Here is a 26,063-nt window from a genome sequence, read left to right as displayed (position 1 = left end):
CAGTCTCCTTGGGTCTCAGGGGCGATGGGAGGTGTTTGGAAGTCCGGGCGGAGTCTCGAGCAGGTAGTCGCCTGACGGATCGAGGCCCTTAAGCTCAGCGACAGTCTCGACACGCCGTGCTGGCCCCCGCCCCTTGATGAAGACGATCAGGTCGATCGCCTCGGCAATGAGCCGGCGTGGCACCGTTGCGACCGCTTCCTGAATCAGTTGTTCGATCCGGTAGAGCGCAGCGCGGGCCGAGTTGGCATGGACCGTGGCTATTCCGCCGGGGTGGCCTGTATTCCAGGCCTTCAGCATGTCGAGGGCTTCGGCGCCTCGGACCTCGCCGACGATGATGCGGTCGGGCCGCAAGCGCAGTGTCGAGCGCACAAGATCGGCGAGGCTCGCCACGCCCGGCTTGGTCCGGAGCGTCACGGCATCCTTTGCGTCGCAGCGCAGTTCGCGAGTGTCTTCGATGATGACCACCCGCTCTTCGAGGCCAGCAATCTCCGCAAGAAGCGCATTGGCAAGCGTCGTCTTGCCCGAGCCGGTGCCACCGGCGATCAGGATGCTGCGCGCTTCGGTGACTGCAGCGGTCAGCGCTTTCGCCATTAATGGCGAGGCAATCTGCGCCTTGACATAGTCGGACAGGCGGAACGTGGTTGTCGCGGGCTTGCGGATGGCAAAGCACGGTGCGAGCGAGACCGGCGGCAAGACACCTTCAAAGCGTTCACCAGTTTCGGGTAGTTCTGCCGAGACGATCGGTGACGAACCGCTCGCCTCCGCCCGCACGTGGCTGGCAACAAGCCGGATGATCCGCTCTGACTCCTGCGGCGTCAGAACAACGCCGGTGTCTGCCCGGCCCGTCCCGTGCCGATCAAGCCAAAGCCTCCCATCGGGATTGACCATGACCTCGACGACATCAGGCTCTTCCAGGGCCAGCGCGATTGCCGGTCCCATCGCGGTCCGCAGCATGCCCCGGCGCCGCTGACGGGTTTCTGGCGAGAGGAGGTCAGACATTGCCGGCCTCCTCTCGCCCTGCCGGAGAATGCTCCGGCGGCTCACCCGTCGCGCTCGGCACGCGGGATCCAGTATCGCTGGATTGCGGAGCGCCCAGAGGGGCGCCCTCCTCAAGGTTTCGCATGAAGAGATCCGGCTTCGAGGCGCTGACGCTGTCCATGACGTCAGCGACAAGCCGGCCACCGGAGGCGACACGTTTGCCGACCTGGGCGACAAACATCTCGAACCGCTCGCGTCCGAGCGCGCGCGCCGCGTCCTGATCTTGCGAAGGCAATGGTGGGGTGATCGTCAGGTAGTAACGGATGAAGAGCGCGATGGTCTCAGCCAGGACGCTGACATCGCGGTCGGCTCGGTCCAACTGCCGGCTCATCCGGTCGAGTCTTCGGATCAGCGCCGCATCGCCGCTGGTGTCCCGCTCAGGGTTGAGAAAGCGATCTAGCGCGGCATCCACAATGGATGACTTATTGGCTCCTGGACGCTTGGCGGCGAGCTCGAGGCGCTGCGCCACACTTTCAGAGACGTAGGCCGATAGTTTTGGTTTCATCAGGGATACTCTTCAAAATGAGGGGAGAAGATCGTCGTCGTCGCGGGTGACGGCATGGGCGCGGCGTACGGTGCTTGACGTGCCTGTGGCCTGCTGCATCTGGTTGCGGTCGGCGGCGACATCGGTCTCGTCGTCGAGCAAGCGCTCCTCCAAGGCACGCGGCTCGGTCGCGGCGGGCGCGGCCTCGTCGAACAACGTCAATTGCTGCTTGAGGCCGCCTTCCTCGCCGCCCGTCTGCATGAGCTCGCGATACGGCAGGGTCGCAAGGCGAAGATCCGTGGTGCGCACCTCGCCGCGCCAATCGTCGCTGCGGGCTGGCGGCCGATCGGCGTAAGCATCGCCCGCCAAGGACGGCGGCTTGCGTAGACGGCTGACGAAGTTTGCGTCCTCATAGTGCCGCAGCTTGATCGCGCGGACCGGCGCCAGCCCCGAGACCAGCACGATGGCCTGGTCGGGCGGCAGCTGCATCACTTCGCCTGGTGTCAGCAAAGGACGCGCGGTCTCCTGACGGCTGACCATGACATGGCCGAGCCAGGGAGCGAGCCGATGGCCGGCATAGTTGCGCTGTGCACGTAGCTCCGTCGCGGTGCCCAGCGCATCCGAGATCCGCTTTGCGGTGCGCTCGTCATTGGCGGCGAAGGCGATGCGGACGTGGCAATTGTCCAGGATCGCGTTGTTCTCGCCGTAGGCTTTTGCAATCTGGTTGAGCGACTGGGCGATCAGATAGGCGCGGATGCCATAGCCAGCCATGAATGCGAGCGCGCTTTCGAAGAAGTCGAGCCGACCGAGCGCGGGAAACTCATCCAGCATCATCAGGAGTTGGCGCTGCGTGCGCTCGCCTGCCCTGGTATTCAGCGTCTCGGTCAGCCTGCGGCCGATCTGGTTGAGGATCAGCCTGATCAGTGGCTTGGTCCGGCTGATGTCCGACGGCGGAACGACGAGATAGAGCGTGACGGGCTTCTCGGCGTTCACGAGGTCCGCGATGCGCCAATCACAGGATTCGGTGTTTCGGCTGACGACGGGATCGCGGTAGAGCCCGAGAAAGCTTACGGCGGTCGATAGCACGCCGGAACGTTCGTTTTCGGACTTGTTGAGCAGCTCTCGTGCGGTCGCGGCGACGACGGGATGCACCTTCGGCTCCGCTTCGGTGCCAAGGTGATTGGTCGCCAGCATGATCCTGAGCGTCTTCTCAAAGGACTGCGCAGGGTCGGCCAGGATCTCGGTGACGCGGGTGAGCGTCTTCTTCTCTTCAGCGTAAAGGACGTGAAGAATGACGCCGACTAGCAGGGAGTGACTGGTCTTTTCCCAGTGAGTTCGGCGTTCGAGCGCTCCTTCGGGATCGACCAGGATGTCGGCGATGTTCTGGACGTCGCGGACTTCGGCCGCCCCTTTACGCACCTCGAGCAGCGGATTGTAGCGGGCGCTCCGCTCATCCGTGGGATTGAACAGAAGGCAATGCGAGAACGCCGAACGCCAGCCGGAGGTCAGCTCCCAGTTCTCGCCCTTGATGTCGTGCACCACCGCAGACGAGGTCCACGACAGCAATGTGGGTAACACCAGCCCCACGCCCTTGCCCGAGCGAGTCGGCGCAAAGCACATGACGTGTTCCGGTCCGTCATGGCGCAGATAGTTGTCCTCGAGGCGCCCCAGAAATACGCCTTTGGACGCGAACAGGCCGGCCGCCTTGATTTCCTTCGGCGTTGCCCAGCGTGCCGAACCGTAAGTCGTCACCAACTGGCTTTGGCGCGCGCGCCACACTGAATTGACGATCGCAAAAAGCGCGCCTGCGATGCCGCCAGCTGCGGCAATCGCTCCACCCTCCTCGAACACCTCGGGCGCATAGGCCTCATAGGCAAACCACCATTCGAACAACCGCCAGGGCAGATAGACGCGATAGCCGACAATCAGGAACCAGGGTTCACCGAGGCGCTGCTGATAGCCGAGAGCTGCGGCAGTCCATTGCGTCGCGCCCCAGGTCGAGACGACAACGATGCCGAGCACGACGGCGATTTGGCCGACATAGATTTTCGCCGGAAACATTTTCTGCCCCACTCAACTCTCGCGACCGAGCGCGGCGAGATGAAAAGCGGCAGACGCCTTCGCATTCAACCTGAATAAAAATCGGTTGCGGCAACGAGATCCGTGTCGATCAAGCCGATCGATGCGACATCGTTGATGCGCCAATCTCGGCGTCTTTGAGGAAGCAGCTCAATAGACTGTGAACGGCGTGATCAAGCTGGATCAATTTCCGAGCTCGCTTCGATGTGCGCCGCGCACGAGCCGGTACCGATTGAGAGAGAACGAATCGACCGCCCTACTCGATCGCAATGTTCGACGGTGCGCATCGACCGAGTGTCTGAAAAACGGCGCGTTATACTCACTTCGCGAATTGAGTATAAGCGCGCGAACTCGCGCGCAGCCCCTCGGTTAACGTCTATGGCGATGCAGACAGCACCCAGCGCCATCCGCCGGCGGCTTGGATGCCTAATCGAAGTTCAAAGGAGGGCGTCAGGCGGAGAGTCCAACGGATCCTATTTCGGGCCGGCGGGTCCGGTCCGATGCGGAGAATACCGCCTCTATTCTCCGCATATTTTGCGGTAATTAACCTTGCGGTTGCGGGAAAAAGCCGCCATATTCTCCGCAAGGAGTGCGGGGAATGCCCGACTATATCCACCAACTACCTGATTGGCCTCATTTTTCCTGGGACAGCGACGCCCTGGCGAAGCAGCTCGCGGCCGTGCGGCTGCGCCAGGGCCAGCTCATCGGTCGGATGCAGGCGCTCGGCTTCCCCCAGCAGGAGGAGGCTGTCCTCACGAGCCTGACCGAGGAAGTCCTCAAGTCCAGCGAAATCGAGGGGGAAAAACTCGACAAGGACGCGGTGCGCTCTTCACTGGCGCGTCGCCTCGGCATGGACGCGGGCGCTCTGCCATCAGCCGATCGCAACGTCGAGGGTGTTGTCGAGATGATGCTCGACGCTACTCAGAGATTCAAAGCAGAACTCACGGCGGAAAGGTTGTTTGGCTGGCATGCGTCGCTGTTTCCGACCGGCCGCAGCAACATGAAGAAGATCGCTGTGGGAGCCTGGCGCGATGCCTCGTCAGGACCGATGCAGGTCGTCTCTGGTGACTACGGACGTGAGCGCGTGCACTACGAAGCACCGACTGCCGACAAGCTCGATGCCGAAATGACTGCGTTTCTCGACTGGTACAATACCGAAGAGAACATCGACCCACTCATCAAGGCTGCGATCGCGCATCTCTGGTTTGTGACCATCCACCCATTCGAGGACGGCAATGGACGTATCGCGCGTGCCATCGCCGACATGTCGCTTGCCCGCTCCGAAGGGATCCCGCAACGCTTCTACAGCATGTCGGCCCAGATACGGAGCGAGCGGAAGACCTACTACGACTTGCTGGAGACCACGCAGAAAGGCGATCTCAACATCACACCCTGGCTTGAGTGGTTCCTGGGCTGTCTCGACCGCGCCTTCAGTGGCGCCGAGACTACTCTCGCAGCCGTGCTCGAAAAAGCCGACTTCTGGAAGCGCCATTCCACGGCTCAAATCAACGAGCGGCAGCGCGATATGCTGAACCGCCTGCTGGACGGGTTCGAAGGCAAACTGACATCGAGCAAATGGGCAACGATTGAAAAGTGCTCGCCCGATACCGCCCTGCGCGACATCCAAGGTCTCGTCAATCGGGGTATCCTCGTCAAGGACGAGGGCGGCGGGAGGAGTACGAGCTATTCCCTCGTGTCCCTAAGCGCCGTTGCGCCAGGACGCGCAACACATCGCCCGACTGGCGACGACCCACCATGATCCCTACCCGGCCGGGAGCTGGGGAACAGGACCTACCTGCCTGATCAGGTACTTCCTGCCACCGATCAGATATAGCGCGCCCGCCTGGGTTCTGAGGAAAAGCTGCATTGATCTAGCCAAGCAACTTGAAAGTGTGACAATATCGATAAATTGCATTGAGGCTAGGGACCGATCCGCCCCTCAGAAGGTACCCGGAAGGTTTGTATTACGGGCGAGAGCGGCTTCGATCGAAGACCGATTTTTTTTGACGAGGGCATATTTGTGCGAACGATCCTTGTTCTGTTCGGACTGACGCTTGCGTTGACCCTTGCGCTGAAGTTTTTTGTCGCCCCACGATATGGCGAGGACGTCGCGGAGCGATTTCTCGAGCGGCTCAAATATATTCCCTCTCAGACCGAAGTTCTGAGCGAGCCAGTTCTCGCTCGCTGGCTTGCAGACAGTAAGCATGCAAAGGCGATCCGCGGATATGTCTTTCCCGTCCTATTTCCCCTCGACATCCTCTTCCTGATTTGTCTTGGGCTATTTCTTGGTCTTGCATCCACCTCGCTCGCTGAACGGCTAAGCTTCCTTTCGGCCGTTCCGACGTGGATCTGGTGGATTCTCCCCGCCTTCTACATGATATCGGATCTCGCGGAAGATGCCGGCCTCGCGGCAACCCTGAACTTGTGGATCAGGCTCACCCCTGACTCGTTCCGAGTACTCTCTACGCTCACCGCTCTCAAGCTCGCCACTGTGACAATGGCGATCGGCCAATTCGCATTCCTTGGTGCGTTGAACCTGCTGTTGTTCCTTTTTCCGCCGGGCCGGCCTGTTTGAGCCGGCACCTGTAATTGCTCTTGATCAATTGCTCACCCCTGTTCGTCTGGAGGAAGCCGATGTCCAAGAATATCGTTCTGCTATCGGATGGCACGGGCAACGCAGCGGGCAAGGTTTGGCGAACCAATGTCTGGCGGACTTTTCAGTCGCTCGATCTCAAGACATCCGATCAGATCGCGATCTACGATGACGGCGTCGGCACTTCATCGTTCAAGCCGCTTGCCATTCTCGGCGGCGCCTTCGGTTATGGCCTGAAGCGCAACGTTCTCAACCTCTACAAATTCCTCTGCCGCAATTACCGAGACGGTGACAAGATCTATGCCTTTGGCTTCAGCCGCGGTGCTTTTACCGTTCGGATAGTCGTTGGCTTGGTGCTCAATCAGGGGCTCGTCAAGTTCGCCAACGAGGCAGAACTGGATCGGAAGGCACGTGCCGCCTATCGCGCCTATCGTCACGACAAATATCCGGTATGGAACCTCCAGTATCCATTTCGCCTCGTCCAGTCCTGGCTCGATAAGCGCTTCTACACCCCGTGCGAACGCACGGTCGATTCCATCGAATTCGTCGGCGTGTGGGACACGGTTGCAGCTTATGGCTTGCCGATCGATGAAATGACGCGCGGCGTCAACGACTGGCTTTGGCCACTCGAGCTGCCGAACAAGACATTCAATCCCAAGATCCTCAAAGCTCGCCATGCGTTGGCAATCGACGACGAGCGAGCAACGTTCCACCCAGTCCTTTGGGATGAAGATACGACCAATACGCAGCTGAGCGGATCAAGCCGGCATTCCAGTGACGAGCGGCTGTTGCAGGTCTGGTTCACCGGCGTTCATTCCAACGTCGGCGGCGGCTACCCTGACGATTCTCTCGCAAACATTTCTCTGGCGTGGATGATGTCGGAGGCCAAGCAGGCCGGCGTCGTTTTCAAGGACATGCCCGACGCCGAGCCCGACGCGCTCATCAGCACCGAGTCCGCAAAGGACAAGGACGGTAGGCTCTACGACTCCCGTAGCGGGCTTGGCGGCTACTACCGCTACAGTCCTCGGAAGATCCAGGACTTCTATGATGCGATGCCCGCAACCACCGCGGCCAACGGCACACCAAATCCCAAACCAGTCCCGAAGATCCATGAAGCGGTGTTTGGCAGGATCAAGCTTGGCGCGCATTTCTATGCGCCTATCGGCTTCCCCAAAGAGTACGAGGTTGTTCGCTCGACCGACCCGTATGTCAACTATTGGCCGTCGGGGCCAATGATCTCCAATACCGTAGTAACGATCGCTCCGAATGATTCAGCCGTTTCGGAAGGAAAGCCCTCCATAGACCGGCACTGGGAGCAAGAAGGCATCTGGGACATCGTCTGGCGGCGCCGGGCAATCTATTTTCTGACGGTGTTCGTCACCGGCTATCTCCTGCTCTATCCCTTGTTCAGGGACAGCTACCCGTTCCAGGAGCTCCGCACCTCCTTTCGATTCCTGTCGGATACCATCCGGATCATTGGCAATTTCCTGCCAGGTATGGCCTCGCGCTGGATCGACGCCTACGCACGGGATCCGGCATGGTTCGTCATCTGGGCCTCGCTTGTCGCGTTCCTCATTTCGGTCAGTGCCAGACTGAAAGGTTCGATCAATGACAGCATGAGAATCTTGTGGACGCGGTTCTTGCCGGACAGCAACAAGCCCGACGAACCGAAAATCCCTAAGGTCGCTTCGCCCTTGCTGACCATCCTGTTCGCCGGCAGCATTCTCTACCTATTTCTGTACCCGGAATTCGAGCGCCCGCTGCTCAACTGGCTGCGTCTGCCCGCGAGTTACGAGGACGTTCTGCTGACCTATACTGCGCAGCCAATCCGCGCCGTTCTTGGCGCATTCCTCGTGTTCTATTTCCTTCCCAGCGTGGCTGTCCGAGAACTTCGGCAATCAAAAATATATCAGGCGCTGCTTCGAGGATTTAAGTTCTACCTAGCCCCTGCGCTATCTGCGATTGGAATCCTGTATCTGGCCGTTGCATTTGGCAACCACTACCTCTTCAACATCCGCGACGGCTTCGGTAGCTTCTGCACCGAGACGACCGGACTGGCAGGCAGCACGGAAAAAGGCAGGAAGAAGCAACAGACGGAGGTGGTCTTCGATGCATCGCCATCGGCCACCAACTTGCCGAACAATATCTGCATCTCGACCGGCGTATTTGTCAGGACCGGCAAGGACTATCGAATTGTCGTCCAGCGGCTCCCTGCTCCCGAGACGAAGCCCCCATCCGGCAAGTGGAGCTTCTTCGGCGAAGAGTCCTATATGGGCGGACAGCCGATAGGCCGTCTGCCGTTCTTCAAGGCAGCGACGATGGCCCTGCTCTATCCGTTCCGCCACACGTTCGACCGCCCATGGGGAAGCATCATGTTTCGCATCGGTGCGAGGGGTAACGAGGAGGATTTCCTCGACCGCGCGCCACCCAACCAGAACGATGACGTTCGGGCCAACGACGTCGAGTATGCGATACCCGATGATTCCGAGCAGCTTGCCGAAGTCCTCACGCCAAAGCGCGACGGCGAACTTTTCGTCTATCTGAACAAGCCCATGCTTGGCTGGTGGGGTTATGAATCTTACCTCGCCGACTGGATCGGCAGCAGCGGAAGGGCCAGGATCACCGTTGAAAGCCGGTGAGGTGAAGTGGCGAAGGATCGGCCACGTCGGCGAAGGTTGTGCTGGACCAGAGAGCCCTTGGCCGCAGCCTCAACGGCCGATGCCGCGTTTAAGGCCAATCGACCAGGATATCCCCTCCCCGCCAACACTGCCGGTGACCAGTTGACCGCGCGCCCGTTCCAGCACCGGCCGCCACGGCACCAGCGCGAACTCATGGGATCGCTCGATCAGGGCGAATCGCCCGCTGTTCAGTGTTAGCATGCGCCGGTAGACGCCCTCGATCTTGTCGCCGGCTTTGACCTCGACATGTTCAAGGCCGGAGCGCGCGGATATGTCGGCCGCAGTCCTTGCCAGCTCGCGCGCCTCGAGCGTCTCGAGCATGTTCCGAGCAAAACGCACTTGGCCGCCTTGCTCTCGCGCGAGCCCCTGCTCGATCAGCCATTGCCGTCTTGTTCGGAGCGCGGTCTCCACCTCCGCCCCAAAGCCGGTCGATGCGAGCTCATCAGACTCCTTCCCAACAAGCCTGCGATCGAGCCAGGTTGCACCCAGCGCCTGCGGCAGATCCTCGAGCGGTTGCCATGACAGCACCGCGGCCCGCACCGGATTGTGTGTTTGCTGGAGTTTCTCGTACTGGAGCGCCCGGTCCAGATAATCCCGTCCTACGCTCCAGCTGCCGTCGGCAAGGCGGCTGACCATCCCCTCGCGCCGCATCGCCTCCAGGCGCCGCACGTGCGACCCGACATATTCGCCGGATGCTTGCGGATCGAATTCTCGATGCAGACGATCGCTGTAGATGCCGCCATGGCGGGCAGCGACGCTAGCGATCGTGCGATCGATTGCGCGCGGCTCAGCGACGCGCGACCGTACCTCCAGGATCGTGTTCCGGACAGGCGCTTCTTCGTTGGCACGAAGGCTACCAAACTCGACATAGTGCGTCCGTCCGTCCACGCCGTCGATCACGACATAGCGGCGCTCCGTCAGCTCATCCGCAAACCCCTCGCCGACGACCCGCCCGACCAGGCGATGCGCGCTTCCTTCCGGATCGAAGATCGCATAGTCGCTTGCCGCCCGCCTAACTCCCGCTGTAGCCATCTCGCGGTGCATGGTCTTGATGATGTCGCCGCGTTCCCCCATGCGTCTGAGCTTTGGCTCGAGCTCAGGGTCGATCCGCCAATGGCCCGGCTCAGTCTCGTCCGCCAACCCCATCCGCTCCAGGGTTCGCAGCCGTCCGATGCGCGCCGTTTGCCAGCTGGGCTCCTGGCCCGACAGCGCACCCAACTCAAGTACTCCGTCCCCGGCATCTCGCAGGATGCTCCGGTCAAGCCGCGTCAGCCGCTCAGCCGTGATCTCCTGTTGAAGCTTTCGGGCGACCTCGATCTCCGTTTCCGGACCGAGCTCCCGCGTGATGAGCTCCGCGGCTCGCGACCGAAAGCCATGAGCGATATAGTCGCGTGCGATGACGAGATCGTTTCCTTGGTCATCCTTGCCGCGCAAAGCGATGTGCGTATGGGGATGGCCGGTGTTGAAATGATCGGCAGCAACCCAGTCGAGCTTGGTGCCGAGGTCCTGCTCCATCTGCCGCATGAGGTCGCGGACGAAGGGTTTCATGTCCACCAGCTCAGCGCTGTCCTCCGGCGCCACGATAAACCGGAATTGGTGGCGGTCGCCGGTGCTGCGCTCCGCAAAGGTCTTGCCATCCACGCGGTCACTGCTGGCGTCGTATAGCTCCCCTGGCTCGCCCTCGCGTGTGACGCCGTCGCGCTGGACGTATCGGAGGTGAGCTCGCACGGCACCGAGGTCGCCTGACTTGATCCGCACGATCCTGGCCTTGATCACGACCCGGCGTTGTCCGTGCCTTCGTCCGCGCCCGGCCAACACCGCACCTTGCGCGTGGCCGCGGCCGATGCGGCCGCCTGAGAACGACGGACCTGTTCGCACACTGGCGCCGGCCTTAGTCGCCTCCTGGCGGACGCGTCGAAGATAGCTGGTCGCCTTGCGGGCCCTCCGGTTGCCGATCCGTCCAAGCTTCACCTCGAATTCGTCGTCGATTTCTCGCATGGCCCGCGTCCGACGTCTGAATGAGCCGGCGATATGTGAAGCCGAGGGGCGTTCGCCAAGACGCAGACGCAATTGCCCAAGTTCGCCATTGCGCTGGGTCGAACATGGTGACAACGAAGATACGGAGAGCGCTAAATCTTGGATGTGCAGACAACGGCTTAGGCGCTCCTTAGCGCCAGTGCTTTTATCTTGCCCTCCCGCTTTTTTGCTTTCCTCGCGAAAGAGCCGCCGCGACTTGGCAGTTGACTTGCGAAGCCCACTGTTTGTGCGCGCTCGCGATAGCGATCGTTACCCGAAGGGCCGAGACACCCGTAGGGTGGCTCGGTGAGGAGCGAAGCGACGAGTAGAGCGCGGGCCGAAGGCATCGCCCGTATAGCCATCAGCACCGCGAATTCTTGCCCCCGCGAGCGAAGATCCGTTAGTAGCAAACTCGAAAGTTTCAGCGTCGTGATGGGGTTGCAGCGTTTCGAATGCACACCGAACGTCCATCACGGGGGGCCAGCGAACCTGGAAACTGACGGCTGATATCACGAGCTGCCCAATGTGCAGCAGCCAGACGCTTACAGGCCAAAGGTGGTCCGTCTGAATGAAAAATGGCTGCGCTCTACTACGGGCCATTGGGCCATCCGACGAGCGCTGAAGTTCTTCAGCCGCACGGAGGCCGATCGAGTGAACCAGCTCAGCAGCCTGGCTCGCTCAGGCAATTTGCGAGACGAAATTCGCCGCAAAGACCGTCAGCGCTTGGGCGCGTAGGGTCCAAGATCGTTGAATAAGTCCGCCTGGAGGGGACGTTCGTCAAACCGAATTCCGCCCCTGGCTTTGGCCTCGACGTCGCGAATTATCGCGTCCTGCCGCTCTACCGGAACGCCGTTTTTGCCCAAGAGAGCACGCAGCTCGGCCTCTGGCTCGGCTGAAGATCGAGCCTTGTTGCGAGGGATTTCCTCGAAGTTGGCGCAGACGATTTCGACATTAGGCGCGATGCCTTTCCACCCGTCACGATAGTAAGAACAGTCTACGCCGCAGCCTGCTTCGAGATGAATTCCGGTCTGTTCAGTGAACTTGAGATAATCCGCGCTCTTGCGTTCTCGGTAGCACTGCACGCCGCTATATTGGAACGGCGCAGACGCCTGGGGGATGATGAACGCACCATAATCCGCAATATCGGAAGCGATATCGATCACGTGAAACTCGAAAGACCGCCCGGTGTAGCGCGGTCCGCTTCCGATCCGCGGCGTGGCTCCGAACGGAGGATTTGCGATCGCGCAGCCGAAATGACCGAGGCTTGGCAAGTCCAGATCGAACACGTCCGCGCAAATCCAATTGGCTTCCGGTAACACCTTGCGGCCGACATCGACATAGGCAGGATTACGCTCGATACAGACGATCTCTTTCTGTGGCTCGTCGCGGCCCCGCGCGTGGTGGGCCCTCCAGTAGACGTGGAATGCGAGTGCGCCAATTCCGGCGCAAAGGTCGACGGTTCGGCCGCCGTAAGCATCGATCGCAAAGTCTCCGGCAAGGCCGCAAGGGGTAAAGAATGCCCCCGCCGATCCGTTGATGTGGCTTGCGCCCTCGTGCCAATTGTCGAGCACAAACACACGCTCGTCGTAAGTCAGGACGTCCTTCTTGAGCAGTTCAACGGCCTCGGCATGTGCCTTGGCCTCCGCCTTCGTCAATTTTGCCATCGTGATGTCTCGCTTGTTGCCCCTTGCTGGGCGCTTGATCGGCGCGGCGCGCATGGCCTCCGCCATGCCGCCTGCCCGTCGGCGAGACCGGGGTTTCGGGGGGCAAGAGCTTGTTTCGGCGCCGGCTTTGCCGGCGCGCATCCGATGGTGCGCAACGCGGTTGCACCGAGCAGCGTGAGCTGCGACGTGCGACCGACTTGCTGCACCTAAAGGACGAAAGAAGGTCTTGCGGGGGTGACGGGGCAGCGCCCCTCAAGTCCCCCATTCAAGAGAAAAGCGGCTTACGCGTGCCAACCCGCGCGCGAGCTAGCGAGATCGAGGACGTGACTATCAACGTCTCGATCCGGTCGCTCGTCGTGGAGGTTTGATAGGCCCTGTGCTGGGAGACATTGCCCAACCGGCCCGACACGGGTGCTGCCGAATGGGCTTGAGCCGAGCAAGAAACACGACGGGCGCGCGCCTTCTTGCAGACACGCGCCCGTAAAACCAACCGCTCACATATCCGGATTCCATGTCCAGAGCGGACGTGCGACGCCCAGGATATCGCAGCGAAGCACCGGCCCGAAGTACCGCGAGTCAAAGGAATTCGGATGGGGCTGCAGCAGGAAAAATTCTCCTTCCACGAGCCGCATGCAGCCCTCCCAGACCGGCAGAGGTCGCCCCTGCCGGTCTTTCTTGAGCACCTCGGCAACGACTTTTCCGTTGATAGAGATGCTGCCGATCGGATCCTTGGCACGGCAGATTTCGTCTCCGCCTGTCGCCTCGACCCGTTTCAGGAGCGGCACGGGCATTGGCAGGATCTCGTGCGCGATGATCAGGATCTCGATCCCGGGAGGTGGCTTGAAGACGGCGAGCTCGCCGCGCGCCGGCAGTCGCGGCTCTACATAGTAGAAGCCGAGCGGCGCGCTGCCGGTGGCGTTGTAGATCAGCACCGGCACCGCGGGGGCGGACGACATCAGGAGCGTGATGATGCCGACGCACATGGCCGAGAGCGAGGAGGCCTGGCGCCAAAGTCTCGTGCGATCAATCGGCATCGGAGGTCGACCTCCTCTTGCTCGCATGCGACCATTCGACGAGGTCATCGATGTGATAGCGGACATAGCGTCCGTGCTTGCGGTAGGCCGGTCCCCTGCCCTGGACCCGCATCTTTTCCAGGGTGTTCTTGGTGAGCCTGAGCCAGGCGGCTGCCTCCACAGTGTTGAGAAACGGCTTGTCCGGCTCCTTGTCGTCAGCTTTCGTCGTCATCCAGCTTTCCTTCCACACCCGTACAACCGAGAGGTGCAAGAAGAAGCGTCGTCCGATCAGGGGCACTTTGTGGAGTGGCGAAAATGGCGGGCGAGCTTTCGCCATCCCGCGCGGGGAAAGTTCGTCAAAGGAGAAGGAAAAAATCAGATCAGCTCAAAAGGTCCCGGTAACCCCCCTTCATCAATTCGGTTCCCTTGGACACGAGCCGCCGCGTGCGATCGCGCAAGAATTGACTATGCCCGTGCCATTCCTCAGTGACTTTCTTCTCTCCGAAGATCGCGATTGCGATCTGTCGGTAGGTCTTGCCTTTCAGGCTCTCATCGAGCGCGATCAGGGCCTGGTGCAGGCGCTCGTCGCTTGCGATGGGAGGCTTTTGAAACGCTGCAAAGTCGGCGTCAGTAAAGCGCTGGAGACGTCTTAGAAGCTCGGCTTGAGCTGTCAGATCATCGAGATCGTGCAGCTCATAAACCGGCGTAAACGCCGCGGTCAGCACCGGAAACCCTTGGATTTCGAGGGGAACACGGACGCCATTGCGCTTCATGACGACCAGCGGGACCCCGTCCACGCCGATCACCGCATGCCGCTCGGCGTTGAAATCAGCCAGCCGCCGGACGTTCGCTTCGGCCTCGTTCGTCTTCCTCGCATTGAGGCGCACCACCCGTTTCAAAGCGTTGGAATGCCAGAATGCAGTTTCCTTGTGAGCGCAGAGTCTTGGGTCGGCGAAGGCATAAAGCCCCCATTTCTCTGCTTGCGGAAACCGCCGCCTGAGCCGCAACAGCTTCGTGCCATCGTTCAGCGTGATGCACGGCAAATGCTGAGGTACGCTGCGTCGCCATTCGGCGATGTAGTCGGCGTTCCGCCGCAAGAACTCCCACGCCCAGTCGCCGCCATCATAGGGCGCGGGCGAGCCAGAACCTGCGCGATCGTCGTCTCGACCTGCCTTCGAACTCATCGGACGTTTCAATACTACTCCCCACTTGAGTACTTATACAACTTTGGATCGTTCTGTCCAAACGGGGCAAGAGATCGGCCCCCGCGAGCAGCTCTCGCGGGGGCCGGCCGGCGTCAGTCCGCCGGATTCCAGATCAGCGCGAACACGCTGTCGTCGTCCTGGCCGGCGGCGCGGCCGAGATTGGCGTAGAGCTTGCGTGGTCCGAACTCGGGCGCTGCCAGCGACAGGCTCACATAGTCCTTGCGGCTGTTCTCTCCGCGGCGGATCCAGCCTGCCCCGATCTCGACGCCTTGGGTGAAGACGCGGAAGTCGGGATGGGTCTCGGCGGTCTTGTCGCGGTTCGGGATGATGTCGATCTCGGCCCGGATAGAGACGGTCTTGAGCTGGCCCTTGTAGCTGCCATTGTCGTTCTTGGTGACGTATCCGATCGCGGTCATGGTCTTGTCCTCTTCTGTTGTTCCGCGAGGAGCCGATCTCCTCGCGATGGCGAGACCGTGATGGGAAGCGAAACGCCTTCGAACCCGTCTTCGGGGCGCAGCGCATGCGGAGCACCTGAGCCGACGGCTTTTTTGAAGCGAAGCGGCCGCGAGGAGCCGGACTTTTCCGTCCGGCGGGGAAAAAAGCTGGCCGGGAAGGTTTTGAGAGGCGGGCGCTTCCCATAAGTCTCATTGCCACGCATAAGGGGATCGGCCCCGCTGACAACAGGGGGACAAGCTACCCCGGTCCGGCGGAAAAGACGATCTCGCAGCTACAATGGCGGACAGGTGTCGCTACTGGCCCGCTTCTGCATCATCCGAACTGCGGCAAGCCGCCGAGACCCATTCCGACTTCGGGATCATTCCCTCTGGGCACCGACATCGGGCGGGCGCGATCTGCCAGGGATAGAACGTCGACAAAGAGTATATGGGCCCGTCGCTGGCGGGGCTGAGTTGGCGCTGAAGCAGCTCTCGTCAAGCCTTGGCGGTGCGTCAGGCCGAGGCGAGCACAGCGTGGTTGCGCTGAGCTATCCAACGCGCATCGACCTACCAGATCTGCTCGCGGCGGCCGTGCGTTTTTTGCTGCGGTCTAGAGCGTGCACTGATTAAGCAACTGGTCGCCCCGCTGTCCGCTCCACCTCCAATAGCGGCGAAAAAGCGGACATCCCCCGAGGTCTCTGAAGGGCCATGAGCTGACGTCCGGAGCAACATAGGGTATGTAGAGCAGACGATCAGTTCAGTGCCTCAACGAGATGGGCACGCGAGGGGGATGGGGTGAATCGGTCTCCAAAATACTGGGTTTCGTGAGCCACGCGCCCGTTCCGAAACTCCATGATGCTGATGGAGTAAGATGGTATGCAGTCATAAGTCAGGACGAACTCTGTAATCCATAGGTCGCCGCCGCCGAGGATTCGCCGCACTGCAAAGCGCTTCTTGTTTGGCTGTAGAAACCGGCTTTCTTGGATGTTTCGCCGACCGCGGATGCGTTCACCAGATTGAGGATAATCGAGCACCGCATCCTCGCAATAGATTTCATGCTCAGTCTCGAATTCGCTGGCATCCGAAGCGTCCCAATGGCGACGTAGGGCAGACAGCTTCTCGCGATCATCCATTCAAGCCTCCCAACGACTCATCGCTTTCCGTACTCCGTGAACACATAGTCCCGCGACTGCACTAGGGTGTGGCATGCGAGACCGCACTTTGCGTCATTGCCCTGCGGTGGCTTGTCTGTCTCAGTCCCCGCCCGGAACGTACCAGCGGCGTTGTCATATTCGAAGACCGCCCATCCCCAGCCACCGCTGTCCCCGAACCTCTTGCTATCTTTCACCATGAGGTCCACGTCATGCAGGGCGCCCGGAACCGTTTGATCCGGGAAGTACTGGTTCACCTTCGGGGTCCAATGTATTTTCGCCATCTTGGCCCCGTCGGGAAACGGCTTTCCATTGTCAGGAACGCCGGCCTTGTAGGCGGCGATCATCTCCGGATTAGCAACGATCACCGCAATCAAATTGAGCCCAGGGCTGTGGCTGGTAGCTACGACTTCCCAGCTTTCATATCCTCTGAACTCGGCGAACTCGAGCCCACCAGGCACTTTCAATGCGTACTTGTCCTGCTGCGCAATAGCGATGCCCGCCATGACTGATAAGCTTGTTGCTGCGAAGACCATCGCAGAGAGTTTTGCTCTTTTCATGTTTGTCTCGCGCCAATGGTTGATGTGGACGTGATTGGGCCACTTCTCGCGTGGTACTGAGCAGTCAGCAGCCCACTTAAGCCGGGTCGAGTCGCAAACAAAAGAAATGTCGGGATGTTCGCCTAGTAAGACGCGAAGCGGTCTTGCCACATGGCAAGGCGGGCTTTGCGTTCGCGGTAGCGCTTCCGTGTGTCGGTCAGCCGTCGAACGGACACCAACGTACAACTTCGTCCGGTGCGGCACAATCCCATGGGGCGCCCGGCTGAGAGTGCTGGTGCATCAGTCAGTTGAGGCGGCCTGCCACGATGATAGCGGCGGCTAACTCGGTCAGCTTGTGCGTGCTGTCGTAGGTTATTGTAGGGGCGTCGGTTTTGGTGCATTGATGCTGCCATCACCGGCAGCGGCCAGCCTGGGCGCCGGTGGCTGAGAGAGACGAGCACTCCCGCCTGTCACACGAGGACACGCGGGATGATACGGTCAGAAGACCTGCAGCCGACGCCTCAGCAACTGGTTTGCCCCCACAAGTTCGGCGAACCACTGGATCCATATTTGACACTGTTAGACCAACGTAGTGGCTGCCTGATGGCAGTGTACCGCTGCATGGAATGCGATCAACTCGTCTGGGCGGACGGCGCCCCCTTTGTTTGACGCTTCCGCCTAGAGGAGGACACAAGGCCGATTCCGTCATGCTGGACATATTCTTGGTCGAAGACGAAGCGCTCATCCGAATGATGATCGCTGAAATGGTCGAAGAACTTGGCCATCGCGTCGTCGCAGAAGCAGGGAGCATCGAAGATGCTCAGCCTATAGCCGAGTCGTCTCAGCTCGATCTTGCCATCCTCGATGTCAGCGTCAAAGGGCGCCTCATTCTACCCATCGTCCACGTCCTTGAGAGACGGAAGCTGCCGTTTCTGTTTGCGCTGGCTACGTATCTCCCGCGTTGCCCGAGGCTTTCCGCTTCTACCCGGTGCTGCGAAAGCCGTTCTTGATCGAACAGCTCGACAAAGCGATCGAAGCAATTCTTGTTCACCGGTATGGCGAAAGCGGATCGACGTCCCTGCGCTCTTCGGTTGGAGAACAGCATTGAAAAGAAAGATGAGCGATCCTATCGCGGACTCACGTTACGTGATCAGAGCGGCTGAAGGTCGCTTTGTGCTGTGGGACAACACGCGTATCGAGCCGCTATCCAGCCATCGCTCGCTGGCCGCAGCCGAACGCACGAAGGACATCCATGCCCGCATCGACCGCCTTGTCAGCGCGGGACGAAAACGGCGCGAGTCGTGATGATGGCGGACCACCCAACCGGGGCGTCCCGAACCGGAGTTTTACGGTCGGTCGATCCGCGCCATGGCGCTTTCGAGGATTGCGAATTGAAGCGCTCTGCGGTGCTCGACGTACTCACGGTGTAAGCGCTTCTTCTCGCTCTGCAACTCACGACTTTTCGTGATGGCTGCCAATGCACGGATGTGCAGCGTGTCCAGGAATTCTGGCAACGTTCCACTCCTCACGTAACTGCGCTTTTTCCATCGGTGCATCGTTTTCCCAAGGAAACGGTTCATAGGTTTTGCGGCCAAGGAATATATCAGGCTGCGGACACCGATTCAGGATGTCAATCGTCTCTTGGACGAGTTTTTGCAGGCGCTCGATTTCAATTTGATCGTAAGCCGATGGTCGGCAGATTCCATCTCGGGACAGCATGGTCTCGCTCCCAATGCCTATGCAGGCGGGAGCGCTATCCGTCTCTCAGCCACCGACGCCTACGGCAAAGCCTCAGCCGGTGATAAGAGCAAGCTATACCCAATCTGATTTGTCAGCACGACGTGGGGCCGAAGGCGCAGCGCAGACAGCTTCTCGCGATCATCCATCCTTCGCCTCCATCCGGTGCTATCATTTCACTGTGCGCGCGATGACGCTCGGTAAGGCTTACCTTGCGACCGCCGAATTGTCTTAAGGAAGAGGTGCGGCCGAATTAGAGGCGCTACCCGCCTCGGGCAAGGCGACATCTAAACAGACGGCCAAAACTGAGGCGGCTTTACTCGGTCGTCTTGTTCTGATGCCAATGCAGGGTAGCCCTCTCTGTATCAAGTTCTTTGACGACTTCAGCCATCAGGGCCAGCGCTAGCTGATCGTCTATCAGGGACTGGACACGTTTAAGGGCGGCAAGCTCTTGGTCGATGCTGATGCACCTATCGCACATCAGGAGGCCGATCCGCCTCAGACAATTGCCGCTCCAGCCGATCGGCAGTGGCTTTGTATTCCCTTTGCATTTTCTTTAACTCCTCTCTCGTTTCTTGGTGCTGGGTGAAGGCAGCCTGCACCTGGCACTCCCGCTCTAGCGCACGGTACAAACGATGAGGCATTGTGACCTCCCCGTCACGAAGGATGCCGCAAACAAACACCTTGTTCCTGATTCGGGAATTTACATGAGTGAATCATTCGCAATTTTAGGGGTGGTCATTTGGGTATCTCGCGGGCAAGGCTCCTGTGTTTTCCTCCACAGGAAATCGCATCAGGGATGTCTCGGCTCTGACGTATCTCGGGCTGCGCTCGCTCGTTGTGCACGCGGGAGCGCAATTGGTCTCGGCGTCCCCAAAAGCCTCCTGAAGTCAGAGCTGACCCCAACGGCCTCAGCCAGAGCCCGTCCTTAGGCGGTTCTCCGAGCGGCGGAGCCGCGCGTCATGAAGGGGCGTCCTCGGGCCTCTGGTGACGGCGCGGCCCCGGGCGATCGTCCCAAGTCACATACCCGCACATCGACACCGGTACATCGTCACCGTCCCATCGATGCGAGCGTTGACCAGTTCGCTCACGGCTACGTCGCTGCTGCCGCGGCATCGCCCGCAGCTCGGCAGGGATGCAGGCGTCTTATTGAAGTCCGCCGCCCTTGCCACGAGGATAGCTCCAGAGCATGCCGTCACCGCACGCTTCGCTGTGAACGGCCCGGTGTACCAAAGTTCGTACCCAGCGGGGTGGCCGGTGAGGGAGGCCGCCAACTGAGGCGGCCTTACTTCTCGGGCGGGCTCGGGAGCGGAAGCCCGTATTGCATCGCTCTGTCGGCAGCTAATTTGCGATAAGCGGCGGCCTGTTTTTCGAATTGGGCCTTGGTCTCCGGATTTGTTTCCCCAGCGGCTAGGCGCTCGAATGTCAGAGCGTGGTCCAGATATTCGGTCAGCAATTTCATCTGGGTTCCCTCAACCGGCCTAAACGCAGGTGGGGGAAGATAGTTCCACATTCAAAAACTGGTCACGGCCGGGTTTCGTATTCTGCTGCCGAAGGCAGGTGTCGGCTGTAAGCCGCACATCTGTTGTGGCCGCTGCCCTGCGCTTTTTTTGCCAATTTGAAACCCGAGCAGGGATCGCGAGTTCATTGGACGTGTCTAAGGGCTTAACAACCCGGGTACACTAAGTAAGAGGCTCCAGCCGTCAGCCCCGGCTGGGGCCTTTTGCGTAATTCCCGCCACGGCCGGCGGCCGCATCCGTGGCATGCGCCCCCGTCGGATTCGGTCGCCGCCAAGAAGAACCGACCATCGCTCTCAGCTCGGTTTCCATTTCTGCTAAAAATCGCTGCCGGATCAAAGCGGCCTGTCTTTCCCGGTCAACAAAATTACCCAACGAGAACAAAGAAGTGCGCGCATCTGGGAGACTAGGGGTCGGAGGTTCAAATCCTCTCGCTCCGACCATTTAACCTCTTGATTTCGGGCCGAAATCCGTTCGTCTTTCCAAGTTGGTTGTTCGCCCTGTTTGGCAGAGTCGCCACCGGATCGCCACCGCTCAGTAGAAAAGATCTTCATCTGATCAACCGCGTCTCAAGACTAAGAGTCGAATTGCTGTTCGGATGCGGTAAGCATGCGCGCAGTTTAAACCGCACTTCGCCGACCATTCCTGCGACGCGATCCGATCGGAGCGGCAACTCCCAAAAAAACTTGCCGTCTTAGCCACGTGGAGAAAAATTAGGCCGAGTGTTGGTGATAGGCATTCGCCTGAAACCTCAGAACCTTAACCTGAATGGCTCAGGTCCATTTCGGGTTGATGAACGATGCTGAGCGCGCCCAGTGCACGCAAGCTAAGTTTGTCCTGATGAGAATGAGTTGGTCTCTTGCGTCTGGATGCGCCACATCGATCTGATGCGCCACATCGATCTAAGGTGGAGCTGCTAACAGTATTGACCTCGACCTTCGGTTTACAAAGCTTCAGTACAGTGGGCGCACCTGAGTCCGTTCAATGGCTTAGCAGTTTCGCTGGATGCGTCAGAAGGCACTAAAGGGCACTCCGGGGCATGGCGTCCGAGCCAGTTGCGAGCCACCCCTGACGAATTGGAGAATTCTATTCTCCTCGGCCTTCTGAGCCTTTGACCAGTTTCGGCGCCAGTGCAGAATCTAGCACCGCTCTCTCCGCAAGCCCGTGTCTGTAGCCGCACCCCTCTTTAGCCCTCGGGCGGGGGGTGGGTATAGCGCCAAAGGCGGGGCTTCATTTAATCAAGTTCTCGATGAATTCACGGCCTTCATTGCTCAGTGCAAAGCCGCTTTCATTGTGGAATAGCGATACTTCCCGCACCAAACCCCATCGAACCAATTCTTGAATATCTGGCGTTATCTCAGCTCCCCAAAGAACCTTGGATTTGACGTGCAGTAGGCTTTCCAGGAACTTCCGTTGCTCAATATTGGGTAGAGGCATGTTTTGACCTCTTGGCTGAAAGTCCAAGCTTAAACCAAGTGCCAGCATCGGCAAAGGCTACGCCGCTTGCTCCCCTTGCTGGTCGTTCGCGGGTTGGGATTGGGCGAGGGCACGAATCCGGGCGGCTAGCCTACCGTATCGCGTGTGCTGGTGAGTACCTTCCGCGCAAAGCTGTTGAGCTAAGTCCAACTCGACCGCAGCTTGCTCGAACGCCCCATCTATGGCGCGCTGGACAATGGGGGGGCACCTCGCAAGAACTCGCCGCACCAAACACCACCAACTTTCACTTTGGCTGCCGGGTCTTCGAAGAGCTTCCAAATCTCGCGCGCCACCGCTTCTGCCGTTGAAGAGCGAATTGGAATTCATTCGGCCTTCCCAACATCCGCTCATTTTTGGCAGCTCGTTGTGATCCCAGACTATATCGCCTGTCGACACGAGGAGACGGCTCGCAATATATTTCACGCTGCAGCTTCCATTTGGCATTTGCAAGAATGGATTTTTGCCGAACACCCCGACGGGCATCACTCTCTGCGCTCATTCACTCAAGCTCTCGAACAGAGATGTCCGGCGCTGGGTTTGTTGCGGGACGTAGCAGATGCCGGCAAGCATCGGTATCTCGACCGTCCTTCAGTCCAGGTTCAGAGCGCCGCATCTCGGACAGATGGCCTCATCGCCCGTAGTGGTCTCGCGGCTTCAACAACGATCGTCGCCACTATCAAACGCAAGGATGGCACAGCGGTATTTGTCTCAGACACGTTGACGACCTGTACGGACTTCCTACACCGCGAGTTTTTCCCCGAGGAGCCTTCGGCCGAGTTGCAATATCAGGAATGCGAGGCTGCGTTCCGTGTGGTCTATAGTCCGACTGTCATCGAAAAGCTGATTCTGTAGATTAACCCATTTGCCGGCAACAGCCGAATCGTAGAGCGCGGCGCTTATTACGATGTGCTAAAATTCAGGCCGCCGCAAAACGTTTTGCTAGCGACCAACCTCACTCACCTGATTGCTGCGATCCGTGCCATTCGCCCCAAACGCCTCAGAATAAGACCCGAATGTAGCGATTTACGCGACGCGAAGGTACCGAGCATAACGAGTGCGCTTCGGGTCAAAGCCCGCCTTGGCGAGCTTGCATGGCCGTGTTCAGGTTATCCTCACGAAGCAGACCTCGCGACGCTACGAGCTCGGGGTAGCCATGGGCCAGGAGCCGACCTCCGACTTGAGAGTGATGGACGGATTTTGCTCGGATTTTTAATCTGATGGACGAAGATTTGTGCACCAATCTTCTCTATCGATGGAAGCCGATTGGAGGATGTTGTCTCTCTATGCTTTCACTTGGCATCCTATGGACGGTCCTTGCCTCCACGGCCGCATGGGGATCATTTCACTTCGCCCGGCGTGATCCACGCTCAACATCTTGGATGAAAATCGCCGTTGCCGGGTCTCTGTTGCTCCTGACCGCAGCGGCACCTCTTTGGTTACGAGGTGACGTCATAGGAGAAGGTTTGGCAGCTCACCTCCTGCTACTCGCATTCTGGGGAATGATCGGCGTTGGTGCGCCTCTGTGCCTTGGGTCGGTAGCTGGTACACTGGGTGCAATGTACAGAAACCGGCGACAATAATCGTTGGGTGGGGTCCTCCGTAGTCCGGCGCGCCGCTATGGTCCGCAATGGGTCAATCTGGGAAGAACTCAGGCCAAGCAAATGTAGTCCGGTTCGCCGCGATGAGCAGACCTCCGTCAGACGCGGGCAACTTCGCAGATGAGCCATGTGACAAGCCTTGGTCGCGGCCGGCTGTTGGAGCCACGAAGAGAACAGTTGACTGTAGCAATAGGCATCACCGGGGACTGCCCGGCGGTTTCAGATTAGGATCGTCCCTCTAAGTGATGGCACTTATGCCACGCGCGATTTGCGAGGGTGCCTGCCTCGCAGATCGGTCCAGGCTTCCACATGACCCGCCGCTGCAACGGGACGCGCAGCGGATGTACGGCGAGTTGCGGCGAACTATGAGGGTTGCTTCTCGGTAGGCTCTGCTGCTTCGCCGAAAACCGATAGCCATTTCTATTGAAGCTTATGAAGCATTAAATGATTTCCGTAATACTACCTATATTTCAAGAATTTGGAGGACATCGGTGTCCAAGGTGCTCGATTTCCCGCGCGGTCGAAGACGTCCTACATCTCATCCCGCTGTTCGTCGGATCCAAGCACTTACAAGCGTCCTGTCTGAGCTGCATGAAGCAGATCTCAGAGCCAAGACGACATGCGACGTACTCTCTGGTTACTCGATCTTACTAACAGGTGCATTCAATTACACTGTCTGACTTCAAAGACGATCCGAGTATCCGTCAGATCACTCTGCAAGCGGAGGAAGTAATTAATAGCGTCGAGAGAGCCCGTCACATGGTTGATCAACTGGGCTCCGCTTTGCATGGCGCTACTCTAAGCAGGTTTCAGTCATGAAGCTTATTGCTACGCACCAGTATCCGCATTCGACGTTCACACCTTAACCGAGCGCCGAGCGCACGACCCGTTATTCCGATATGGCGAGAATTGTTTCGTGTTGCACTACTCGCGGCGAAGGGGAGGAAGACCAACTTTTGTGGTTGGATAGCCGGGCGGCGCTGCTTTGGATCAATCAGAGCGTTGAGGAATACGGATCGATCTAGGGACTGCAATCGCAGTTGAACTCATGGTAGAGACGCGTAACGCCCCACGCTTTCGCGCGGCTATGCCAGCGCAAATAGAGAGAGCCGGAGATAAGATCTCCTGCACGATCCGCGATATCTCAACATTGGGCGCGGCGCTGCAATTCTTGGATACAACAGACCGAATTCCCGCCAGGTTCACTCTGATCATCACAGAGCACGGTCTAAAGTTGCCCTGCCGAGTGGCTTGGCGGGCACCCTTCCGGATAGGTGTGGCGTTTCTCTCAGAGTGATGCCGTCCTCGAAGTTCGCGTCCTGCCAGCATGTGTGTCGTCGATCAGATCACCCCCACTTGTTGATATTCCTCGCGTATCGGCCCCCGTCATTGCAGGTCGGACTACAAAAGGGACTTTGCGTAGATCACGAGTAAACTGACATAGTCCGCAAAATGCAACGCCGATACAATAACGTATAGCGCTAAAAGTCCAAGAACCACCAACACTCGCCAAAGAGCAGCCCAGATCAGTTCACCGGAACTCATTTTTTTCCAAGTATCGTCAGGCATCTTTTTCGGCTTGCTTGCCAAGAGGCGCAAGGAGAGCGCCCCTAGGAAAACAAAAAGGCAATCAACGAACGTCTGATAGTCATATTTCGAGAAGGGCCACAACGCTCCGTACGCTAGCGCGATGAAGTAGAACGTCCAAAGAGCATCACTGATAGGGCCGCGCAGCGGATAGAAACCCAGGTCGCTCGTTGAAGGATAGAAGTCTTGTTTATACTGCCGGAAGGTGAGAGCGTCCCAAAACAGGTAGAGAGCGAAAATCAGAATAAGGAAGCCGAACCAATGTGCTGGATCCTTTGCGGAATAGAGGAAGACGATAGTGGTGATAACTACCGCCACGTCTACAAAGAACCGTCCGGCATCATCTAATGGATGCCATCTCAGGTCTCGATGATACCACTCCCACCCACTTACCGCGACGAAGACCCCAGTGAAAAGCCGAGCTAATTGCTCTAACTCGTCATAGGTAATTGGCGTGCCTTTTTTAATCCAATCGATGTCGACGAGACGGGCCGCAAATCCCACGCTGAGGGCAATAGGAACAAATCGCTTTATTAGGTCGTGGCGATCCTTAGCGTCGTCAGTCCCATCGCGCTTTAGCTCGCGCGGGGCAATCTTCTGAATTGCTTTAAGGATGCGGTGGCGATAACCGACTGCGACACCGATCTCCTTCAGGTCCTCCCAGGTTAGGCCAACCTTCGGCAGATCTCGCTCGTCGTCTTGTATTCCTGCATCAATCAATTTATTCGCGTAGAGTTGACTAAAGGTGATGTTGGGCATCGCACCCGGAACGGGGATATCTGGAACATCCGCGTTGGTTTCAAGCCATTGCTTAAGCTGCATTGCGAGCCCCCAGCTAGCGATCAGGCTTTGAAGAGAAGCGCAGTAAGCATCAACAAGCTTTAAATCAGCAACCTATTCAACCACCTCGTCCGCCCACAGAAGCAACGATGACGGCAGCGTCCGGATGCCCCTCGGCCAAAAATCAGGGTAGCATACCTGAGGGAGCGGGCTAATGGCTCTTTAGGGTCCGGTCAACCTCGCAAGCGCATTCAACTTAGAGAACGAACTGAAGAATGTAATTCTAGCCGTCTCTCGATCTTTCGCGGTTTTACACAGCCAGGGTCAAAACGCGAAGAACTCGGGTTGAGCAAATCTGGTCCGCTTTGGCTCAAGGAGCGGACTACCGACCGCCGAGGCGCAACTTCGCCGATGGGCCATGTGTGGACGGCTCCGGGTTGGCAAGGAGAATCCTCACGTCGCAGATTGGTCGGA

General features: G+C 59.0%; 22 protein-coding genes. 7 read left to right on the top strand and 15 right to left on the bottom strand.

From position 1 onward, the window contains the following. Nucleotides 1-15 precede the first annotated feature (15 nt). Genes trbB through XI05_RS26780 form a run of 3 tightly spaced genes read right to left on the bottom strand, consistent with a single transcriptional unit; the run spans nucleotide 16 to nucleotide 3,583 of the window. Nucleotides 16-999, bottom strand: coding sequence for a P-type conjugative transfer ATPase TrbB (trbB, locus tag XI05_RS26790; RefSeq protein ID WP_271507354.1), 984 nt, complete (start codon nucleotides 997-999; stop codon nucleotides 16-18). After that, on the bottom strand, nucleotides 992-1,543 hold the full coding sequence (locus tag XI05_RS26785; protein WP_271507348.1) for a CopG family transcriptional regulator: 552 nt from the start codon (nucleotides 1,541-1,543) through the stop codon (nucleotides 992-994). Before XI05_RS26785 ends, trbB begins: the two co-directional genes overlap by 8 nt. Before the next feature lie 12 nt (nucleotides 1,544-1,555). Next, nucleotides 1,556-3,583 (bottom strand): conjugal transfer protein TraG, encoded by a 2,028-nt coding sequence (locus XI05_RS26780; protein WP_271507346.1) that lies wholly within the window; start codon nucleotides 3,581-3,583, stop codon nucleotides 1,556-1,558. Between the two features lie 616 nt (nucleotides 3,584-4,199). Here XI05_RS26780 and XI05_RS26775 point away from each other — a divergent pair. The 3 genes from XI05_RS26775 (at nucleotide 4,200) to XI05_RS26765 (ending at nucleotide 8,833) form a co-directional block, all read left to right on the top strand. Beyond that, nucleotides 4,200-5,360 carry a Fic family protein gene (locus XI05_RS26775; protein ID WP_271507344.1) on the top strand — a complete coding sequence of 387 codons (1,161 nt, stop codon included), beginning with the start codon at nucleotides 4,200-4,202 and terminating at the stop codon, nucleotides 5,358-5,360. Between the two features lie 261 nt (nucleotides 5,361-5,621). Beyond that, the gene (locus XI05_RS26770) at nucleotides 5,622-6,176 is read left to right on the top strand and encodes a hypothetical protein (protein WP_271507343.1); all 555 of its coding nucleotides are present in this window, start codon (nucleotides 5,622-5,624) and stop codon (nucleotides 6,174-6,176) included. A gap of 59 nt (nucleotides 6,177-6,235) precedes the next feature. Further along, nucleotides 6,236-8,833 (top strand): DUF2235 domain-containing protein, encoded by a 2,598-nt coding sequence (locus XI05_RS26765; RefSeq protein ID WP_271507341.1) that lies wholly within the window; start codon nucleotides 6,236-6,238, stop codon nucleotides 8,831-8,833. Nucleotides 8,834-8,902: 69 nt separating this feature from the next. Here the strand turns inward: XI05_RS26765 and rlxS are convergent, their stop codons facing one another. The 8 genes from rlxS to XI05_RS26725 form a co-directional block, all read right to left on the bottom strand. After that, nucleotides 8,903-10,870, bottom strand: a complete 1,968-nt coding sequence (gene rlxS, locus XI05_RS26760; protein WP_271507339.1) for a relaxase/mobilization nuclease RlxS — start codon at nucleotides 10,868-10,870, stop codon at nucleotides 8,903-8,905. 734 nt (nucleotides 10,871-11,604) lie between these two features. Further along, a complete protein-coding gene (locus tag XI05_RS26755; protein ID WP_271507338.1) occupies nucleotides 11,605-12,618 on the bottom strand; it encodes a methyltransferase in 1,014 nt (337 codons plus the stop codon). 428 nt (nucleotides 12,619-13,046) lie between these two features. Then, nucleotides 13,047-13,586, bottom strand: a complete 540-nt coding sequence (locus XI05_RS26750; RefSeq protein ID WP_271507336.1) for a S26 family signal peptidase — start codon at nucleotides 13,584-13,586, stop codon at nucleotides 13,047-13,049. Next, nucleotides 13,576-13,797, bottom strand: a complete 222-nt coding sequence (locus tag XI05_RS26745) for a helix-turn-helix domain-containing protein (protein ID WP_271507334.1) — start codon at nucleotides 13,795-13,797, stop codon at nucleotides 13,576-13,578. Before XI05_RS26745 ends, XI05_RS26750 begins: the two co-directional genes overlap by 11 nt. 148 nt (nucleotides 13,798-13,945) lie before the next feature. Next, complete coding sequence (locus tag XI05_RS26740; RefSeq protein ID WP_271507330.1) at nucleotides 13,946-14,749, bottom strand: DUF2285 domain-containing protein; 804 nt, start codon at nucleotides 14,747-14,749, stop codon at nucleotides 13,946-13,948. Between the two features lie 113 nt (nucleotides 14,750-14,862). Then, nucleotides 14,863-15,186 (bottom strand): DUF736 domain-containing protein, encoded by a 324-nt coding sequence (locus XI05_RS26735; protein WP_271507328.1) that lies wholly within the window; start codon nucleotides 15,184-15,186, stop codon nucleotides 14,863-14,865. Nucleotides 15,187-15,956: 770 nt separating this feature from the next. Next, nucleotides 15,957-16,337: a nuclear transport factor 2 family protein gene (locus XI05_RS26730; RefSeq protein WP_271507325.1), complete on the bottom strand. Its 381-nt coding sequence runs from the start codon at nucleotides 16,335-16,337 to the stop codon at nucleotides 15,957-15,959. 17 nt (nucleotides 16,338-16,354) lie between these two features. Then, a complete protein-coding gene (locus tag XI05_RS26725) occupies nucleotides 16,355-16,915 on the bottom strand; it encodes a cytochrome P460 family protein (protein WP_271507323.1) in 561 nt (186 codons plus the stop codon). Nucleotides 16,916-17,601: 686 nt separating this feature from the next. On the opposite strand from XI05_RS26725, the gene XI05_RS26720 reads away from it, so the two are divergent. Together XI05_RS26720 and XI05_RS26715 are read left to right on the top strand one after the other, a co-directional pair. After that, nucleotides 17,602-17,904, top strand: a complete 303-nt coding sequence (locus XI05_RS26720) for a hypothetical protein (RefSeq protein WP_442869320.1) — start codon at nucleotides 17,602-17,604, stop codon at nucleotides 17,902-17,904. A gap of 106 nt (nucleotides 17,905-18,010) precedes the next feature. Next, nucleotides 18,011-18,199, top strand: a complete 189-nt coding sequence (locus tag XI05_RS26715) for a hypothetical protein (RefSeq protein WP_271507321.1) — start codon at nucleotides 18,011-18,013, stop codon at nucleotides 18,197-18,199. Between the two features lie 147 nt (nucleotides 18,200-18,346). On the opposite strand, the gene XI05_RS26710 is transcribed toward XI05_RS26715, so the two are convergent. From XI05_RS26710 to XI05_RS26700, 3 genes are all read right to left on the bottom strand, one after another. Next, complete coding sequence (locus XI05_RS26710; protein ID WP_271507319.1) at nucleotides 18,347-18,613, bottom strand: hypothetical protein; 267 nt, start codon at nucleotides 18,611-18,613, stop codon at nucleotides 18,347-18,349. 1,303 nt (nucleotides 18,614-19,916) lie between these two features. Beyond that, nucleotides 19,917-20,093 (bottom strand): hypothetical protein, encoded by a 177-nt coding sequence (locus XI05_RS26705; RefSeq protein WP_271507317.1) that lies wholly within the window; start codon nucleotides 20,091-20,093, stop codon nucleotides 19,917-19,919. A 1,285-nt stretch (nucleotides 20,094-21,378) separates the two neighbouring features. Continuing rightward, nucleotides 21,379-21,585, bottom strand: a complete 207-nt coding sequence (locus XI05_RS26700) for a hypothetical protein (protein WP_271507315.1) — start codon at nucleotides 21,583-21,585, stop codon at nucleotides 21,379-21,381. A 201-nt stretch (nucleotides 21,586-21,786) separates the two neighbouring features. On the opposite strand from XI05_RS26700, the gene XI05_RS26695 reads away from it, so the two are divergent. Both XI05_RS26695 and XI05_RS39835 read left to right on the top strand, forming a co-directional pair. Then, on the top strand, nucleotides 21,787-22,476 hold the full coding sequence (locus XI05_RS26695; protein WP_271507313.1) for a hypothetical protein: 690 nt from the start codon (nucleotides 21,787-21,789) through the stop codon (nucleotides 22,474-22,476). Nucleotides 22,477-24,270: 1,794 nt separating this feature from the next. Beyond that, nucleotides 24,271-24,519 carry a PilZ domain-containing protein gene (locus XI05_RS39835; RefSeq protein WP_442869319.1) on the top strand — a complete coding sequence of 83 codons (249 nt, stop codon included), beginning with the start codon at nucleotides 24,271-24,273 and terminating at the stop codon, nucleotides 24,517-24,519. Between the two features lie 104 nt (nucleotides 24,520-24,623). Here XI05_RS39835 and XI05_RS26690 read toward each other — a convergent pair whose 3' ends face one another. Beyond that, on the bottom strand, nucleotides 24,624-25,631 hold the full coding sequence (locus XI05_RS26690; RefSeq protein ID WP_271507312.1) for an SAM domain-containing protein: 1,008 nt from the start codon (nucleotides 25,629-25,631) through the stop codon (nucleotides 24,624-24,626). Nucleotides 25,632-26,063: the final 432 nt, after the last annotated feature.

This window comes from Bradyrhizobium sp. CCBAU 11357, assembly GCF_028128865.1.
GTDB lineage: Bacteria > Pseudomonadota > Alphaproteobacteria > Rhizobiales > Xanthobacteraceae > Bradyrhizobium.
The sequence above is the reverse complement of the archived record's forward strand: the minus strand, read 5'-3'. Positions and strand labels throughout refer to the sequence as shown.

Bases quoted from the DNA above. Each gene is read 5' to 3' on its own strand.
- trbB (WP_271507354.1), bottom strand. From the start codon at position 999: ATGTCTGACCTCCTCTCGCCAGAAACCCGTCAGCGGCGCCGGGGCATG.
- XI05_RS26785 (WP_271507348.1), bottom strand. From the start codon at position 1,543: ATGAAACCAAAACTATCGGCCTACGTCTCTGAAAGTGTGGCGCAGCGC.
- XI05_RS26780 (WP_271507346.1), bottom strand. From the start codon at position 3,583: ATGTTTCCGGCGAAAATCTATGTCGGCCAAATCGCCGTCGTGCTCGGC.
- XI05_RS26775 (WP_271507344.1), top strand. From the start codon at position 4,200: ATGCCCGACTATATCCACCAACTACCTGATTGGCCTCATTTTTCCTGG.
- XI05_RS26765 (WP_271507341.1), top strand. From the start codon at position 6,236: ATGTCCAAGAATATCGTTCTGCTATCGGATGGCACGGGCAACGCAGCG.
- rlxS (WP_271507339.1), bottom strand. From the start codon at position 10,870: ATGCGAGAAATCGACGACGAATTCGAGGTGAAGCTTGGACGGATCGGC.
- XI05_RS26755 (WP_271507338.1), bottom strand. From the start codon at position 12,618: ATGGCGGAGGCCATGCGCGCCGCGCCGATCAAGCGCCCAGCAAGGGGC.
- XI05_RS26750 (WP_271507336.1), bottom strand. From the start codon at position 13,586: ATGCCGATTGATCGCACGAGACTTTGGCGCCAGGCCTCCTCGCTCTCG.
- XI05_RS26745 (WP_271507334.1), bottom strand. From the start codon at position 13,797: ATGACGACGAAAGCTGACGACAAGGAGCCGGACAAGCCGTTTCTCAAC.
- XI05_RS26740 (WP_271507330.1), bottom strand. From the start codon at position 14,749: ATGAGTTCGAAGGCAGGTCGAGACGACGATCGCGCAGGTTCTGGCTCG.
- XI05_RS26735 (WP_271507328.1), bottom strand. From the start codon at position 15,186: ATGACCGCGATCGGATACGTCACCAAGAACGACAATGGCAGCTACAAG.
- XI05_RS26730 (WP_271507325.1), bottom strand. From the start codon at position 16,337: ATGGATGATCGCGAGAAGCTGTCTGCCCTACGTCGCCATTGGGACGCT.
- XI05_RS26725 (WP_271507323.1), bottom strand. From the start codon at position 16,915: ATGAAAAGAGCAAAACTCTCTGCGATGGTCTTCGCAGCAACAAGCTTA.
- XI05_RS26720 (WP_442869320.1), top strand. From the start codon at position 17,602: ATGCTGGACATATTCTTGGTCGAAGACGAAGCGCTCATCCGAATGATG.
- XI05_RS26715 (WP_271507321.1), top strand. From the start codon at position 18,011: ATGAGCGATCCTATCGCGGACTCACGTTACGTGATCAGAGCGGCTGAA.
- XI05_RS26710 (WP_271507319.1), bottom strand. From the start codon at position 18,613: ATGCTGTCCCGAGATGGAATCTGCCGACCATCGGCTTACGATCAAATT.
- XI05_RS26705 (WP_271507317.1), bottom strand. From the start codon at position 20,093: ATGAAATTGCTGACCGAATATCTGGACCACGCTCTGACATTCGAGCGC.
- XI05_RS26700 (WP_271507315.1), bottom strand. From the start codon at position 21,585: ATGCCTCTACCCAATATTGAGCAACGGAAGTTCCTGGAAAGCCTACTG.
- XI05_RS39835 (WP_442869319.1), top strand. From the start codon at position 24,271: ATGGTAGAGACGCGTAACGCCCCACGCTTTCGCGCGGCTATGCCAGCG.
- XI05_RS26690 (WP_271507312.1), bottom strand. From the start codon at position 25,631: ATGCAGCTTAAGCAATGGCTTGAAACCAACGCGGATGTTCCAGATATC.